This is a genomic window from Lysinibacillus sp. NPDC056959, from assembly GCF_042674095.1.
GTDB classification, from domain to species: Bacteria; Bacillota; Bacilli; order Bacillales_A; family Planococcaceae; genus Lysinibacillus; species Lysinibacillus zambalensis.
Genome location: NZ_JBHURE010000004.1, coordinates 209315 through 225669, shown reverse-complemented (window position 1 = coordinate 225669; position 16355 = coordinate 209315). Strand labels below are relative to the sequence as shown.

Below are 16355 nucleotides of genomic sequence, written 5' to 3'. Positions count from 1 at the left end.
CCGAGGCATAAGTCGAAAACTATTTTTTTAGTAAGAATTGTACAAAATAAAACCGCAGTAAATCAAGATATATAAATTTGATTTTACTGCGATTTTTTTATTCATCAATTCCCTTTCCATTTGCTCCCCTATATCATTCATCGCTTGTTCAAGTGAAGCTCCTTAATAAGGAATACCTATTAAAAATCTCAGAGAAAAAGTGGATAGCGAGAATCAATTTGCTACCTCGCTCTTTTCAAATCGCAAAATCCTTTTTGTGGCAATTGCCATCACTACCATGGCAATACATATCATTACAATAGGAACATAGACTTTAACACTAAATGCTTCGAATAATAAGCCATACACTATTTGCCCAATTGGTGCCATACATTGTGAAACGGCAATGATAATAGCCATGACCTTCCCTAAGTTTTCATTTGGGGTTTCTTTTTGTACAAGCGTAATAACATAAATGGAGATGATTGTCATAATCATAGCGATTAAAAGTGCGCTCAAAACAAATAAAATATATGATGGATAATAGCCCATATTCAGCAGCAGAGGCGTAACGGCTATAGCCATCGGGACAATCAATAAAGCAGTAATGAAAATCCAACTATACAAATTAGTGATACCCATTTTTTTTGCAAAATACCCCATAGATAAAGCTCCTAAGATCGTAGCAAAATCGATTAACCCCATCCCTACTCCGTACAATGTATCACTACTTTGCATTGTAACACGGAGAATAATCGGTACACCTACGACAAACAGCGGTGTTAATAATAAATTTAATAATGCCGCTAAAATCATACATTTAAAGATAAAAGATTGCTTCACAACATAACTAAAGCCCTCTTTTAAATCATTTACCAGCGTCGGAATAATATGACCGTTCTGCTCTCGTTGCATAAATGGAATAAGAATAAACATCTCTAATATGGCCGAAAGGAAAAAGAACACACCACTCACCACAACTAGTACTTTTAAGCCAATCATACCGTATAGTATTCCACCTAATACAGGAGCAGCTACATTAGACAATGCTTGAATACCATTAACAATTCCATTAGCTTGCTCAAGCTTTTCCTCTTCTACAAGAACCGGAATACTGGCCATCACTGCAGGTGCATACATAGCACTAACAAGGGAAAGCAGTACCATCACAACACCAATAAGCAAAACTGAACTATTACCAATCGCTAGCATAGCAAAGTAAACAAACACAATTATGCTACTCGTAAAATCGAAAATCACCATTAAGTTGCGTCGATTGAACCTGTCAGCAATGGCTCCTCCCAGCGGTGCTAGTAATATTGGAACGCTCGATATCGCAAACAGTACTGCAAAAAGATCTGCACGTCCTGTAATATCCAGTACATAAAGTGATAAGGCAAACCTTAAAAGCGCAGAACCTAAAATAGAAATAATTTGCCCAATCACCATCAGGTTAAAATCTTTTGAAAAGCCTTTTCTTTTTATCTGAGATTCCATTCATTAGCCCCCTTTCTTTAACATTCATGACCTTTTTGAAAGTGTAGAATAGTTTTATATTGTAAGAAGAAAGACATTACTAACAATACTTATCGAACTTAACCAAATGAGCCACTCAATTTGCGAACTCCAAGACATTATTAGCAATAAGCACCCCATAATAATGGAGACATAATTTCCTGTACGACTAATTTTTGATTTCCGACGAAGTTTTTCCTTAATGTCATACACAGATTTCTTTATTTTCCGTTTCATAAGATGGACTTTTTCTTTTAACTTTTGCTCAGCATCTTTTTTTTTGAGTATAAAAAAATGGTGTGTCTTCTTTAATCATGGCGTTCTTCATCTCCATATCGTCGTTTGAATAACTCCGCTAATACTCTCTCTTGGAAGTCCGAAATCTGTTCTGGTTCCTCTACCTCCATATTTACTGTTTTTTCATATCCATCTAGTTCCTCACCATCAAAACGATAAAGCTTTTGCAATAGCTTCCTTAATGTTTCAATTTCCTCAGTTGTAAAGTCTTTAAAGATATCTGCTAAAAAGTAAGTAGACTTCTCCGAACAAGCAATTAATGCTATTTTTCCCTCTGAAGTAATCTCGACATTGATTGATCGTTTATCTAATTTACTTGGTATCGTTTGGACATATCCTTTTTTCGCAAGACTCGTTATTAATTTATTCGCAGTCTGCTTAGTAGTACCAAGCTTTTTAGCGATATTTACGAGTGTTGTATTTTCTACTGGTAAATGGGCAATGGCAATAAGAGCCATATGCTGTCTCAAAGTTAATATCTCTAAATATTCATCTCCTTTTATTTGAACTTTATTGACAACTAAAAAACAATGTCGCATAACTTTGCTGCATGAAATGCAATTCTTTTAATAATTGATTTAAATCCATATGGAACACTTCTCTATTCAGTCACCATGTTTTACCAAATAATACATAACAGTTTTCTAAAAGTTAACATGGTGACTATTTTTTATTTCGTGAATAGGGTGCGATATTGCATTTATTCGACCGACCGTCGGTTTATAATATAATATGATACTTCTCCAAAAAAGGAACTTATTTTAAACATTCTTCTTAAAAAAGCCGAAAAATTCCTCGTAGAAATAAGTACCTATCCATTTAATCATTTTATATTAAATTATGTAAAAATTAATTTTATCATTGAAGGTACTACCAATATTCATTTTTTTAGTATATTATAGTCGTTGTTTCCTTTTATTGAAAAATTTGATTAAATAGGTGATTTCGTGAATCGATATTTTCAATTTTTGTTCCTTTGCCATAGATTACCAAGCCGATCTTTTTTTTATAGAGGTGTTCAATTTCCGATTTGCGCACGTTGCACAGGAATATGTCTTGGATATGTAATTGGCATTATATTGGCGTTATTTAAAGTTTTACCTTTTTTTTATGCTTTTATTTTAACAATTCCTATGATTATAGACGGAACGGGACAATTATTTAATAAATGGCTTAGTACAAACTATCGGCGATTAGTAACAGGAATACTAGGTGGAATAGGCATAGTTTTTATGTTTTTATACACTGCTCTCTTATTTTGGAATCTAACTATATATCTCTATAAAAAAGGGGAATATATTGGTTCATTAATTTTTAACTAAGGAGACTGAAAATGTTTTGTACATATTGTGCATCTAATCTATCAGAGCATGCAGAAATTTGCCTAAATTGCGGCGTTAGAAATTTCAAAGTACTTAATTACTGCCATAATTGCGGGAATGATTTAAATCCTTTTCAAGATATGTGTACTTCATGTGGTATTATTTTAAGAAAATCTCCAAAGGGTACTCATCCACTAGCTCCTGCATTACTTACATTTCTAATACCCGGTGTAGGCCAAATCATAAATAATCAAGTGGGTAAGGGATTTCTTTGCTTATTTATATTTATAATGATTGCTGTTTATATTTTAAATAATATAATAATTGGATTCATAATTGTTGGTTTACCTATTTTAATTGATGCTTATTTAATCGGGAAAAAATGCTGTGAAGGAAAGGCAGTAGGAAAATGGGAATTCTTTTAATTTCAGGAGGTATAATTTAATATGTTTTGTCCCCACTGTAGTGAAGAAATTGCGGCACAAGCAGAAATTTGTCCAAAATGTGGTGTTCGTGTACATAATACATACCAAGAGGATAAACCAAATATAGCTATTAATATCCTTACTTTTTGTTGTATACCGCTCTTAGGAATTATTATGTACTTTGTATGGAAAGATGATAAGCCTAAAGCCGCTAAATCCGCTTTAATATGGGCGCTGATTTCAGTCGGTATATATGTAGTATTTATAGTCTTATTTGGAATGCTAGGGTTTGTACTTAGTTCTATCGAAGAGTCTAATTATTAAAAAGAGGCTAGGACTTAGCTAGTCGAAACTTTTAAAAGCGCGAGGAATCAATTTTAAACATTGATTTCTCGCGTTTTTCTGATGTGGAGTTTTTTGTTCCTGCTACCTATCCTCATTACATTCTCATTTCATATTCAGTTCATAAAGTCATGTTATAGTAAGAAACATAAAGGATTCATATTTTAGTTGATGAAAATGAAGGGAGATTTTAACGTTGCAAGAGACATTAAAAGATACTACTAAAACGAAGGATTGGCGACGCTTTGTTCGCTTAGTCAGACAGGCTGAGCCACCGATGTGGCTTTTAATTATTTCATTAATTATGAGCTTAGCGACTACAGGCGTTGGCTTTATCGTTCCGTTATTTACAAAAAAATTAGTCGATGGCTTTTCATTAGAATCACTTGATTATTGGCAAATTATTATATTAGGCATTGCTTTTATCGCGCAAGCTATCGCGAGTGGACTTTCAATCTATTATTTAAATCGTGTCGGACATCATGTTGTCGCAAAATTACGCGATCAACTTTGGAGAAAGCTTCTTCATTTACCTATCCCTTATTATGATGAGAACGATACAGGTGAAACATTAAGTCGTGTTACGAATGACACAGCTGTCGTTAAGGAGCTTATTACAGAACACCTTGCAAACTGTTTATCTGGTGTTATTTCCATTATTGGCTCCATCATCATTCTATTAATCTTAGATTGGAAAATGACATTAGTGATGCTAATTGCTGTTCCGCTTGCTATGGTTATTTTAATGCTTCTAGGAAGACGTATGTTTGTCATTTCAAAAGGAATGCAAGATGAGACAGCAAAATTTACGTCCGTGCTCAATCAAGTTTTACCTGAAACACGATTAGTAAAAGCTTCAAATGCCGAAAATATTGAATATGAGCGTGGCAAAAAGGGCATTACAAACCTCTTTACGTTTGGCTTAAAAGAAGCAAAAATCCATGCACTTATTTCACCATTAATTTCGTTTGTATTAATGTCAGTCCTTGTAGCCATTATTGGTTATGGTGGTGTACGAGTTTCTTCAGGAGAACTTACAGCTGGCGACATGGTAGCATTTATTTTATATTTAATCCAAATTATTATGCCGATGACCCAATTAACGATGTTCTTTACACAGCTTCAAAAAGCAATGGGTGCTACAGAGCGAATCAGTGCTTTACTTGAGCATGAAGAAGAGAATATTTTCGAAGGAAAAACATTAGAAAAAGTAAATCAGCCGATTTATGTAAAAAACGTTGACTTTGCTTATGGAGAAGAACTGATTTTATCGAATATTAATTTTACAATTGAACCTGGTAAAGTTACGGCTATCGTCGGGCCTAGTGGTGGAGGAAAAACAACAACATTTTCTCTGTTAGAAAGATATTATCAACCTACTAACGGAAGTATTACACTTGGAGAAACCCCTATCAACACGTACTCCCTACATTCTTGGAGAAGCCAAATCGGTTATGTTGCTCAGGAGAGTGCACTGCTGTCAGGTACGATTCGCGAAAATATTTGCTACGGTATTGACAGAGAGGTGCAGGATGAAGAGCTTGAAAAAGTTGCCAAAATGGCCTATGCCGATCAATTTATTAATGAACTACCAGAACAATTCGATACAGAAGTTGGAGAACGCGGCATTAAGCTTTCTGGCGGTCAACGACAACGAATTTCGATCGCCAGAGCACTTTTACGCGACCCTCAAATATTAATGCTAGATGAAGCAACATCTAGTCTAGATAGTAATTCGGAAATTTATGTTCAAAAAGCATTGGATAATTTAATGCAAGGTAGAACAACGCTTGTCATTGCACACCGCCTTTCAACAGTAGTAGATGCAGACCAAATCCTTTTTGTAGAGAGAGGACATATTACAGGCAGTGGCACACATGAGACTTTATTTGAGACGCATGATATGTACCGAGAGTTTGCAAAACAACAATTACGTATTAAAGAGGAATGATGAAGGGATTTGTTAGCATGACAAAATTATTAGTTGTAGATGATGACGCCCATATTCGAGAATTGATAAAGATATTTTTACAAAATGAAGGTTTAGAAGTAATTGAAGCTACGGACGGTGTGGATGCACTGTCCAAATTGGATTCTGATAAGGTGGATATGATTATTATGGATATTATGATGCCAAATATGGATGGCTGGGAATTATGCGAAGAAATACGTTCATTTAATGATAATCTACCGATTTTGATGTTAACTGCAAAGGGAGAAACTTCACAAAAGGTAAAAGGTTTTAATCTTGGAACAGATGATTATCTTGTTAAACCATTTGAGCCAGCAGAGCTGATTGTTCGTGTGAAATCAATACTTAAAAGATACCAAATCTCCCTTTCTCAACTTGTGGAGGCCGGCAATATTAAGTTAAATCGTAATACACATGAAGTCTTGTATAACGGTAAATCTTTAACACTTCGTTTAAAGGAATTTGAACTATTATTTACATTAGCAAGCTATGCTGGAAAAACTTTTTCCCGTGAACAGTTAATCGAAGAAATTTGGGGTTATGACTATGAAGGTGATGAACGTACTGTTGATGTTCACATTAAAAGACTTCGTCAACGTTTCCCACAAGATACAAGTGGATTTGTTATTCGTACAATTAGAGGCCTAGGCTATCGATTGGAACTTGTTTCATGAAAAGATTAAAAAATAGTTTAAAGCTTTTTTTAATTTTAATGCTTCTTCTTACCATTAGCATCGTATTTGCTTTTATTTCCTACCACATAACGTCCTGGCTTTATGATTGGTTAGGCAAGCATCCACAAGGTTTCTTGCTCCAATTATGGACCGTAGTCGGTGTTTTTGTTCTTTTTTCTTGCACTGTTATCATCACCTTTTTAATTGGGCTAAAAAAACAACGGAACTATTGGAATACGATTGTAGATGCATTAAGTCGTATTGCTAAAGGTGATTTTACTGTCAAATTAGATCTTAAAGCAGATGACGAAGATCAATTTGGTCAATTAATACATGGCATCAACCATATGGCGGTTGAGTTAGGTGAAATGGAAAGAATGCGCCAAGAATTTATCTCGAATGTATCGCATGAAATTCAGTCACCTCTAACTTCTATTAATGGCTTTGCTAAAGCATTGAAAAACATTGACCTACCAGAGGATAAGCGACAGCATTATTTAGCAATCATTGAGATGGAAAGTAATCGACTATCAAAAATAAGTGACAATTTACTAAAGCTTACTTCATTAGAATCACAACATCACCCCTTCGAGCCAAGTCATTACCGGCTCGATAAGCAACTGCGCAACGTCGTATTAACGCTTGAGCCAAATTGGCTAGCTAAAAACATCGACATGGATCTTCAACTAGAAAACATTTCGGTAATGGCGGATGAGGACTTAATGAATCAAGTATGGATGAATTTATTAAGCAACAGCATTAAATTCACGCCAGCTGCTGGCATTATTACAATATCTATGACGAAGCAAATAGATACGATTACTATTGCCATTCATGATAATGGAATTGGTTTAACAGAAGAACAACAAAATCATATATTCGAACGATTTTATAAGGCGGATCCATCGAGGACAGCTGAGAATGGTGGAAGTGGCTTAGGACTATCTATTGTCAAGAAAATCGTCGATATGCATAACGGTACAATTACTGTTGAAAGCAAGCTTGCTGAATTTACAACATTTTTTGTAACACTGCCACTAGAAATTAATATGACTCGTGCAAACGAATAGGAGATTCCTACTTCGTTTGCACGAGTCTATTAGGCAGATGAACTAGTAAGCTACTTTTCTAAAATATTGATAAACTTTTTCGAGTTTTTTTCTTTGTCTCCCCTTCTTACTTTCCATATTGCCAAACTCAAAAAACTTCACTTGTTTAATGCCAACAAAATTAAATAACGCTCTTTTCATTAATATTTTATGCGCATTATTCAGCCATAAGAGTGGATATTTTGTTGGCCCCTTCATTGTTGAAATACACACTACTGATTTTCCCTTTAAAAGCCCCTCAGGAAATAGCCCCTTTTTATCTTTATAAGCAAAATTGGCCGCAAACAATTGATCAATATACCCTAAAAGCATTGCAGGTGGTCTTCCCCACCATATCGGATAAACAAAAATGATTTTATCAGCCCACTTAATTTGTTCACGATATTTCTCAAGCTTTGGATCACGAAACATATCACGACGACGTTTATGTTCATGAAATTCTAAAATCGGGTTAAATTGTTCCTCGTATAAATCTAAAACTTGAGTCTCCTTTATGGAAGGATTGTCATGACAACCCTTAATAACCTCCTGCAAAAAAGCATAATTCAAACTTTTATGATTGGGATATGTATAAATAATTAATGTATTCATTAAGCGCCTCCATTAGTTATCATTTGATAACAAAATAGTAAACTACCTAATTTTAGTTGTCAAATGATAATTGTTTTAAGATAAGTTTTTTGTTATCTTGTCAGTAAGAGGTGAACCCATTTGGACAAAAAACAATTATTTCATCAGTTCGTGGCATTTACAGCAGCGGTACACCAAGTAACGCACGAACTAACTCAAAACGTTAAAATCGATAATATTACACCTGTACAATATAAAATTTTAGAATATATAAAAGTAAGCCAGCCAGTTACACCTACTGAAATTAGTGATTGTCTGCATATGTCCTTACCTAATACAAGTCGTGAATTACGAAAACTACAGGAAAGAAAGTTTATTGAAAAAATTAGCGATACTGAGGATCGAAGAAAGCACTATATTTGCCTTACAGAGGATGGAGAAAAAATAATGGAGGAAGCATTCGCCTGTATTGAAGAACGCTTTCATCAACTTATTCAACATGCATCTACAAATGATTTAGAGGATATTCATCATGCATTAAACATTCTTGACGAAAAGGTCTTTAATCCAAAATTATAAAAAGAACCTGCATTGCTTTTCACTATAAGACAAGCATTGCAGGTTTTTTCATTATTTATTATATTGACATAGAAAGCGTTCCACACCAGGGTATTTCTCCCCAAGGCTAGTTATGAAAAAACCATAGCGACGATAAAAATCTACAGCCTCATAATCCGTTTCAGCAACAATTGATGAGTACTTACTTGCCATAAAATTTATCATTTTACTGCCAATACCTTTTTCTCTTTGATCAACTAAAACGGCGATATGTTTAATCTCACACTCTGATAAACTGATATGTTCTATCCCAATACAACCGACTATTTCACCCTCAACTACGAAGCTATATAAAGTCCTATTCGATAAAAGTATATATTTTTCATACTCTTGTTGAACTTTTTTATCCGAAGTTGCAAATGAAAGTAGTTTTCTAATAGCTGGAGAAATAGTGCTTGCTTGAACTATATTCATCTCTTATCTCCTTAAAAATTGGTAGCAGGAGTGACAACAGCATGACAAGCGTTTTCATAAAACTCGATTGGCCCCGCTCCTCCGATAATTGCATATTCATATCCCATCTCATTCATATCTTTTAAACAATAATGGAGGAGGGAATATCCTATCCCCTTCACTCGATTAGTTTTCGCTACACCCATTGGGCCAAAATAACATTTTTTATTTTGATAAATGTCAAATCCAGCAAATCCGACAAGATCTCCCTTATTATCAAAAGCTACATATATGGAAGGTGTAGTATTTAAAAATGCACGCTTAATCGTTTCTGACCACTCTTGCGAAAAATGACTTTCTACAAAATGAATGAGCTTGTTCTTATCATCTCGATTGACTCTACGAATATTAGTAGAAATCGCATCTGGGAAATTGTAATGGCGAAGATGAGTAACCATATCCCGCGAAGTCGTAGCAAGCTTTAAAATCAGTTTCGTATCCTCTTCTGAAACGAATTCCTCAAGCATTTTCGTCTTTATAAGTGCTTTAAGAAAGTGACCTTCATTTAAATAAACCTGGTTATAGTTTTGCATATAGCAAATTGCTTGCTCCAATACTGCTAAAACATCATTTGATATTGGAACAGAAAATAAGCTATGGCTTGTAGCTTTCATTTCTGTTTTTTGATCAAATTCATTCACCAAGTTTCTTAAGGACGCTTCATCCATAGTGCATTTTAATACTAATTCACCAAGTGCTCCCTCTTTTTCTTTGAAACAAGCAAGCAGGAAATGAATAGGTCGTAACAATTTTTGTTGTGAGGAGGAAGCTTCTTCTTCTGCATTCTTTATAATCCTTAACATACGATTTGTTAATTTTATATTAGTTGAAATCAAATGCCTGACCACCCTTTCTTGGATTCTTTTCAACTTCTTAATATATAACACTTAATAAATAATCTTCACGTTAAACAATTGAAATATTAGGACTATATCATATCATTAATCATGTTTTTTATGATAAATAAAACCTAGACCATTTATTTACTTTTCACCGAAAATCAGGCATGATATTTGTTAAAAAACGAAGGTTGGTTGGAGTGGCAGGGCGCTCATCGGACGCCCTCAGGAAGCTTTGCTCTGTGCGAAAGCGAAGCGGCAGCGGCAAATGTTTTAACTGTGCGAAAGCGAAGCGGCAGCGGCAAAGCGCCCAGTCGGAACAGAAAACAACCACACATTATGGTAATGAGCCTATTTAGTATGCAAATACATCGTCACTCATCTGCACTTTATTTAATAATATAAAGATGTATAGAAGGAGGAGACTCAAGTGGAAGTAGCAGTGTTAGACAAGAAGTGGATAGAAGAACATTTTGAAACACTTCCATTATGGCAACAGTCAGCATATACCGACTTCGCTGCCATGGTTGCAGATGAAGCAAATACGTTCCCCTGTATTCCAGCTAGAAAAGGTTTTTTATCGAACCATCTTCGCTACAGTTTTATCGGAGATCCACGAGAGGAACAATCGATAAAGACATTAGCACTTTGCATTAAGGAATACAATAAGCACTGTCAAACATTCGGAAACTATACAACACATACCATTTTCTTTAAAACGCCCGATGATATGCATAAATTCGAAGTTGCGGATTATAATAATTTATTTTGGTCAGTTTTAAACAATTTAACTAAATTCGATGATATTGATTGGCCAATGGAAATTCCAACCGATTCATCACATAATGAATGGGAATTTTGTTTTAACGGCGAGCCTTATTTTGTATCTTGTGCAACGCCCGCACACAAAATAAGAAAGAGTCGGCATTTCTCTACTTTATTAATGGCATTCCAGCCACGCTGGATATTTGAAGAAATAAACCACTCTACTGCATTTGGTCGAAAATTAAAGAAACTTATTCGGCAACGCATTAACGAATACGATGAAATTCCTGCTCATCCTGATTTAAAATGGTATGGGCAAAAAGGGAGTAATGAATGGAAGCAGTATTTTTTAAGCGATGATAATGATAGTCCATCGAAATGTCCTTTTTTACGTATGCAAAATTCTCTGATTTTTCCACAGAACAAAGAACATTAAGCTTTCTTACTTTGTTTTTGCCTTTTCATTACAATCCAAGTCGCAATCCCAATTAAGATGATAAAAAGCAGGCTCACGAAAAAACCGAGTCTGCTTGTTTTTTCCCCTAACGTTCCAGACACTGTCACCGCAATGAGTAACATCCCTATTCCATTCTTCACATGCTCCCACTTTGACAGCTCCATTAGCTTCATATAGGTCACTAATATAAAGAGCCAATTATAAATTAGCATTAAGCCTGCAGCTGTAACCAAATATTCAAATATCTTTTCTGGCATGAGGAAGCCTATAACAATCGTTACGATTAAACCACTAGCTAAAAAGAGAAATGCAGGAAATGGAATCTTCATTTTCCCCTTCTTCGCCAGAGAAGCTGGAGCATCATGATCCTCTGCGAGTGTAATGAGAATCGTTATGACCGCATATAAAGAGGCTACCATTGTTGAAAAACCTGCAATAATTAACACACCATTAAAAATATCTGCAAAAAAAGGTATGTGATAACCAGTAAGCGCTGTAATAAATGGGCTTTCCTCAATAGTAAAGTCCTTCCAAGAAATAAGTGCCAAGGCAAGCATAATAGCTAGTATAAAAATGACAGTAATAGTAATAATCATCACTTTTCCAGCTTTCGGCGCTTCTTTAGGATTTTTCAAGTCAATGACCATTAAACCCATAACCTCAATTCCTCCAAATGCATAAAAGGCGTATAACAGTCCAAGCCAAATTCCTTTCACACCTTGAGAGAAAAATTCTTCGTAATTTGCATACAGCGCATCGAGTGTAGTAGTTTCCGTATTAAATCCTTTTATTATTAATACAACCGCTACTATTATAAACATGACCACCGCTGCAGCCTTTAACGCCCCAAAAATATTTTGAAACTTTTCAAAGCCTTTCATGCCCATAAGAATAACGACTAATCCAAGTGCTGCATAAATAGATGCAGCAACCCATAATGGAAGCATTGGAAACCAAAGCTTTGTAAAAATACCAAGCGCCATCAATTGACTGCCCATAATAAGCATCTCAGAAATCAAGTAAATCCAGCCATTACTAAATCCTGCCCAATTTCCAAAAGCTTGTTTTGCATAAGTACGAAATGATCCCTTATCTGGATTATCAACTGACATCTTAACAAGAGCATCATAGACAATGTACGTAGCAATCGCCGCTAACAAAAAAGGCATTAAAACAGCAGGACCACTTTTATGAATGGCCATACTTGTCCCAAGGAAAAATCCTGTTCCTAATGTACAACCTATTCCGAGAAGCGAAAGCTGCCACCAAGACAACCTTCCTTTACTTGTTTTCGATGTCATTTTGATCAACCCTCCTGACTTTTGCTTACTTTCTTAACAGTGGCAATGTCATGCAACGAATGCCACCACCGCCTTTTTCAAGTTCTGTGACTTCAATTTCTATTAAGTTCTTTTTTTGCAACAGTGGATGCTTCGTCCATTGCTGCTTCGTTGCTTGTTTACTAATCAACAGTGTTTCAGGATTAAGATTGATAAAATTGATATCAGGGATTGTATTATATTTTTCAAGCCAGTAGACATTAAAGCCATGATGATTTAAAAATTGCTCGGTCATTTCGAAACGACTTGTTTGAGGCGTGAACACTTGTACAGGAAAATAACGCATAAAGTTTTTAGCTATTAGCAGATTAGCGTTCGTTACATTACAATTCATATCTAAATGAAGTGTATCGGCGCGTCTTGGCAAATCAATGATTGCAATTTCCGAAAATCCTTCTTGGAAGATACGATTCTTGATACTTTCAACAGCCTCTAACGTTGTTCTCATTCCAATATTAATAAGTACAGCATCCTTATTTAAAATGAGCACGTCTCCACATTCTAATGCAGTAGAAGGTTGTTTAACTTTCAAATTTTTTTCTGGAAACCACTTTTCTAATAATGAGTGCGCATGTGGATACTCTGGACGTCTTAGTGAACTACCTGCCTCACCAAAGAAAATACTATTTCCTATAACACAAGCAAGATCGCGTACAAAGTACCTATTAATAAGCTGCTCACTTACTGTTTTCATATCATTTGGTAGCTCTTTCGAATAATCTATAACCTCGACACTCGCATTTTCTAGCGTTGTCTTAAATTCCATGAAATTCTCCATTGCTTTCACATGATTGACAGTAGCGTCCCATCCTACATTTTCAGCTATTGTTACATCTGTTACATCTAATTTTGAAGGTGCACAAAGCATAACAACCTTAAGTTCATCATGCTCCGACCAACAATTCGGTTGAAATGAGTACAAATAGATTCTCCCCTTTTTGAATGACTATCTCGGCTTAGCGTTACCATCAAAACTGGGATTATACAGACAATGTGTAAATGAAGATCAGCATGATTAATATTTAATGAAGGAAATCCCTGGTATTTGTGTAATTAAAACAAGGACAGATAAATTTATTCAATTAGAAATGAGTGAAACGATGGAATACTATAAATTTTTACGTCAATATGTTGGTCACCAACCTATTATTTTGCCAGGTGCTGTTGTATTAATCTTAAATAATGAGAATGAGCTATTGTTACAAAAGAGATATGATGGAGGTTGGGGGCTTCCAGGTGGTTTGATGGAATTAGGAGAAAGCTTAGAAGATACCGCAAAAAGAGAAGTGTTAGAGGAAACAGGTTTGATAATAGAGGACATGAAGTTATTAGATATTTTTTCTGGTCCAGAATATTACCTTAAAGTTTCTAATGGAGATGAATTCTACTCCGTTACAGCCGTCTATTATACGAGAAATGTTAAAGGTGATTTAGTAATTGATTATAAAGAATCAGAGACAATGCAATATTTCTCACTATTAAATTTACCAAATGGAATCGATAGTAGATATATTGAACCTTATGTATCACAGCTAGTGATAAAATAAGCTTTAGAGAGAAAACTTATTTAACAAGTATAATTTGTTTTCTCTCATTAGCGTGTTGAAAAGCATTTGAATATAAGCTTCATCAATGAAAATACTGATGATAAGCTTGCTCAGCGGCCATTTCGCTTGTAAATATTAACATATCATTTGTTAGCGGATAATATGACTCAAAGAGAAATAGCGCCAGCTCATTCGGATTATCTGGATTGTTCACAACTGCCGCTTCCTGTATATTTGCTACATCCAGAATTTGTGGGTTATGATAAAAAATATAGACAATATCTCCTGCATTATATTGCTGCTGCCGCATGTCCTCACCTACCTTATCTTTCCCATTAGTTTGGTTTAAAAAGGCATTTATAATTCAATCTTATTTTTAAAAATGCTTAATTTTTGTAATTAATCGTGTCGTTACACTATGTCCAGTAATTCAATAGACTGTCCCCATGAAATACAATCTTTTTATGGATCATAAAAAGCTAATGCGTCCCCCAATGCCCCATTCAACTATTATTATAGAAAAACAGCAAAATTGGTTGTTACCCCCACCCTGAAAAAAATTGTCCGGGTCAGAGTAAGAAGCTTCACAAAATTTATTTTCTCTAAATCTCTTATCAAACCTATTCACTCCGTATCATAAAATGCACCATTTGTCATACATATGAATCTATGAGAAAAACCAAAAGTAACTTTTTAGAATTTTCCTATTATTCGGCATACTAAAGAAAAGGAGGAAAAAATATGATAAAACAATCAGTAATTGAAAATGTACTTGAAGCTGCCCTTTCAACAGGTGGCGATTTTTCCGAAGTTTTCATCGAGGATAAGTTTGTCAATGAATGTACATTGCAAAGTGTAAAGATTGAACAAAGTATTTCAGGTCTTGACTTTGGTATTGGTATACGCATTTTTTCCGGTCTTCAGAGCATCTACACGTACACAAGCGATTTTTCAGAGGCAGGCTTACTAGCAGCAGCTAAACGAGCAGCACTTGCTATTAAAGGCGGTGCTACCGGAATGATTCATCCATTAAAAAAAGAAATTATTACGCCTATTCATAACATTATTATTCTACCAAACAGTGTGGCTCATGCTAGAAAAACAACAATCATGCGGAAGGCTAATGACATTGCTAGAAATTACGATGAACGTATTAGTCAAGTTAAAGTTCGGTATCTTGACGAAGAGCAGCATGTTTTAATCGCCAACTCAGAAGGAAAATTTGTAGAAGATACGCGTATTTATAGCAAACTTGCCACCCAAGCAACTGCCTCTGAGGGCAAAGAAATGCAAACTGGCTTCTACGGTCCTAGTGCACATGCAGGCTTTGAATTTATCGAAAATCTAGATTTAGAGCACTATGCTGGTGAAGCTGCACGTATTGCGGTCACGATGCTTCATGCCGATGAATGTCCTAGCGGAAAATTCCCAGTCATCATTGATAATGAATTTGGCGGTGTTATATTTCATGAAGCTTGTGGCCATGGACTTGAGGCTACAGCCGTCGCGAAAAACAATTCCGTTTTTGCAAATCGTCTTGGTGAAAAAGTTGCCCCTGATATTGTTACATATATTGATGATGGCACACTTCCAAACGAATGGGGTTCCCTTAACATTGATGATGAAGGGGAAAAAACGCGAAAAAACATCTTAATTGAAAATGGAATTTTAAAAGGCTACATGATTGATAAATTTAATGCGCGCCGTATGAATGCTGAGCCAACTGGATCTTCACGTCGCCAATCTTATCGCTTCAATCCAACATCCCGAATGACGAACACATATATTGCTCCAGGCACTTCTACACCTGATGAAATAATTGCATCTACCGAATATGGTATTTATGCAAAATATATGGGTGGCGGGCAAGTAAATCCATCAACAGGTGACTATAACTTCGCGGCGATGGAAGCTTATATTGTGAAGGATGGAAAAATCGATCATCCTGTACGTGGTGCAACACTTATAGGCAACGGAGCAAAAACATTGCAGCTAGTTGATCTTGTTGGTAATAATCTTGCGCACGGTGCTAGAATGTGCGGATCCATTAGTGGTAGTCTTCCTGTCAATGTTGGTCAGCCGATGATTCGTGTTAGCGAAATGACAGTTGGAGGAACAAAGGGGGAATAAT

General features: G+C 35.4%; 17 protein-coding genes and 1 pseudogene. 10 read left to right on the top strand and 8 right to left on the bottom strand.

The window, feature by feature from the left end; all coding sequences use genetic code 11:
- Positions 1-213: 213 nt before the first annotated feature.
- On the bottom strand, positions 214-1476 hold the full coding sequence (locus ACFTQ7_RS07320; protein WP_386827937.1) for an MFS transporter: 1263 nt from the start codon (positions 1474-1476) through the stop codon (positions 214-216).
- Positions 1477-1802: 326 nt separating this feature from the next.
- Positions 1803-2379: pseudogene (locus ACFTQ7_RS07315) on the bottom strand (MarR family winged helix-turn-helix transcriptional regulator).
- 359 nt (positions 2380-2738) lie between these two features.
- Here ACFTQ7_RS07315 and ACFTQ7_RS07310 point away from each other — a divergent pair.
- The 6 genes from ACFTQ7_RS07310 to ACFTQ7_RS07285 all read left to right on the top strand — a co-directional run bounded on the left by ACFTQ7_RS07310 (position 2739) and on the right by ACFTQ7_RS07285 (position 7596).
- Positions 2739-3113: a DUF2085 domain-containing protein gene (locus ACFTQ7_RS07310; RefSeq protein WP_386827936.1), complete on the top strand. Its 375-nt coding sequence runs from the start codon at positions 2739-2741 to the stop codon at positions 3111-3113.
- Positions 3114-3124: 11 nt separating this feature from the next.
- A complete protein-coding gene (locus ACFTQ7_RS07305; protein WP_386827935.1) occupies positions 3125-3538 on the top strand; it encodes a zinc ribbon domain-containing protein in 414 nt (137 codons plus the stop codon).
- Between the two features lie 21 nt (positions 3539-3559).
- Positions 3560-3862, top strand: coding sequence for a zinc ribbon domain-containing protein (locus ACFTQ7_RS07300; RefSeq protein ID WP_386827934.1), 303 nt, complete (start codon positions 3560-3562; stop codon positions 3860-3862).
- A gap of 214 nt (positions 3863-4076) precedes the next feature.
- Complete coding sequence (locus ACFTQ7_RS07295; RefSeq protein ID WP_386827933.1) at positions 4077-5831, top strand: ABC transporter ATP-binding protein; 1755 nt, start codon at positions 4077-4079, stop codon at positions 5829-5831.
- A gap of 17 nt (positions 5832-5848) precedes the next feature.
- A complete protein-coding gene (locus ACFTQ7_RS07290; RefSeq protein WP_349660769.1) occupies positions 5849-6526 on the top strand; it encodes a response regulator transcription factor in 678 nt (225 codons plus the stop codon).
- Positions 6523-7596, top strand: coding sequence for a HAMP domain-containing sensor histidine kinase (locus ACFTQ7_RS07285; protein ID WP_386827932.1), 1074 nt, complete (start codon positions 6523-6525; stop codon positions 7594-7596). The genes ACFTQ7_RS07290 and ACFTQ7_RS07285 overlap by 4 nt, the downstream gene beginning before the upstream one ends.
- Positions 7597-7638: 42 nt before the next feature.
- Here the strand turns inward: ACFTQ7_RS07285 and ACFTQ7_RS07280 are convergent, their stop codons facing one another.
- Positions 7639-8226, bottom strand: a complete 588-nt coding sequence (locus tag ACFTQ7_RS07280) for an NAD(P)H-dependent oxidoreductase (RefSeq protein WP_386827931.1) — start codon at positions 8224-8226, stop codon at positions 7639-7641.
- A 120-nt stretch (positions 8227-8346) separates the two neighbouring features.
- On the opposite strand from ACFTQ7_RS07280, the gene ACFTQ7_RS07275 reads away from it, so the two are divergent.
- Complete coding sequence (locus tag ACFTQ7_RS07275) at positions 8347-8784, top strand: MarR family winged helix-turn-helix transcriptional regulator (RefSeq protein WP_349660772.1); 438 nt, start codon at positions 8347-8349, stop codon at positions 8782-8784.
- A gap of 51 nt (positions 8785-8835) precedes the next feature.
- On the opposite strand, the gene ACFTQ7_RS07270 is transcribed toward ACFTQ7_RS07275, so the two are convergent.
- On the bottom strand, positions 8836-9237 hold the full coding sequence (locus tag ACFTQ7_RS07270; RefSeq protein ID WP_386827930.1) for a GNAT family N-acetyltransferase: 402 nt from the start codon (positions 9235-9237) through the stop codon (positions 8836-8838).
- 11 nt (positions 9238-9248) lie between these two features.
- On the bottom strand, positions 9249-10112 hold the full coding sequence (locus ACFTQ7_RS07265) for a GNAT family N-acetyltransferase (RefSeq protein ID WP_386827929.1): 864 nt from the start codon (positions 10110-10112) through the stop codon (positions 9249-9251).
- A gap of 433 nt (positions 10113-10545) precedes the next feature.
- Here ACFTQ7_RS07265 and ACFTQ7_RS07260 point away from each other — a divergent pair, with 433 nt between their 5' ends.
- Complete coding sequence (locus ACFTQ7_RS07260; RefSeq protein WP_386827928.1) at positions 10546-11316, top strand: YqcI/YcgG family protein; 771 nt, start codon at positions 10546-10548, stop codon at positions 11314-11316.
- Here the strand turns inward: ACFTQ7_RS07260 and ACFTQ7_RS07255 are convergent.
- Together ACFTQ7_RS07255 and ACFTQ7_RS07250 are read right to left on the bottom strand one after the other, a co-directional pair.
- Positions 11313-12638 (bottom strand): amino acid permease, encoded by a 1326-nt coding sequence (locus ACFTQ7_RS07255; protein WP_386827927.1) that lies wholly within the window; start codon positions 12636-12638, stop codon positions 11313-11315. The two genes, ACFTQ7_RS07260 and ACFTQ7_RS07255, sit on opposite strands and share 4 nt — an antisense overlap.
- Positions 12639-12663: 25 nt before the next feature.
- Entirely contained in the window at positions 12664-13599 is a 936-nt protein-coding gene (locus ACFTQ7_RS07250; protein ID WP_386827926.1) for an arginine deiminase family protein, read from the bottom strand.
- A 103-nt stretch (positions 13600-13702) separates the two neighbouring features.
- Between ACFTQ7_RS07250 and ACFTQ7_RS07245 the strand changes: the two genes are divergently transcribed.
- Positions 13703-14224: an NUDIX hydrolase gene (locus ACFTQ7_RS07245; RefSeq protein WP_386827925.1), complete on the top strand. Its 522-nt coding sequence runs from the start codon at positions 13703-13705 to the stop codon at positions 14222-14224.
- Between the two features lie 82 nt (positions 14225-14306).
- Here the strand turns inward: ACFTQ7_RS07245 and ACFTQ7_RS07240 are convergent, their stop codons facing one another.
- The gene (locus tag ACFTQ7_RS07240) at positions 14307-14534 is read right to left on the bottom strand and encodes a transcriptional regulator SplA domain-containing protein (protein WP_386827924.1); all 228 of its coding nucleotides are present in this window, start codon (positions 14532-14534) and stop codon (positions 14307-14309) included.
- 431 nt (positions 14535-14965) lie between these two features.
- On the opposite strand from ACFTQ7_RS07240, the gene ACFTQ7_RS07235 reads away from it, so the two are divergent.
- Positions 14966-16354, top strand: coding sequence for a TldD/PmbA family protein (locus tag ACFTQ7_RS07235; RefSeq protein WP_386827923.1), 1389 nt, complete (start codon positions 14966-14968; stop codon positions 16352-16354).
- Position 16355: the final 1 nt, after the last annotated feature.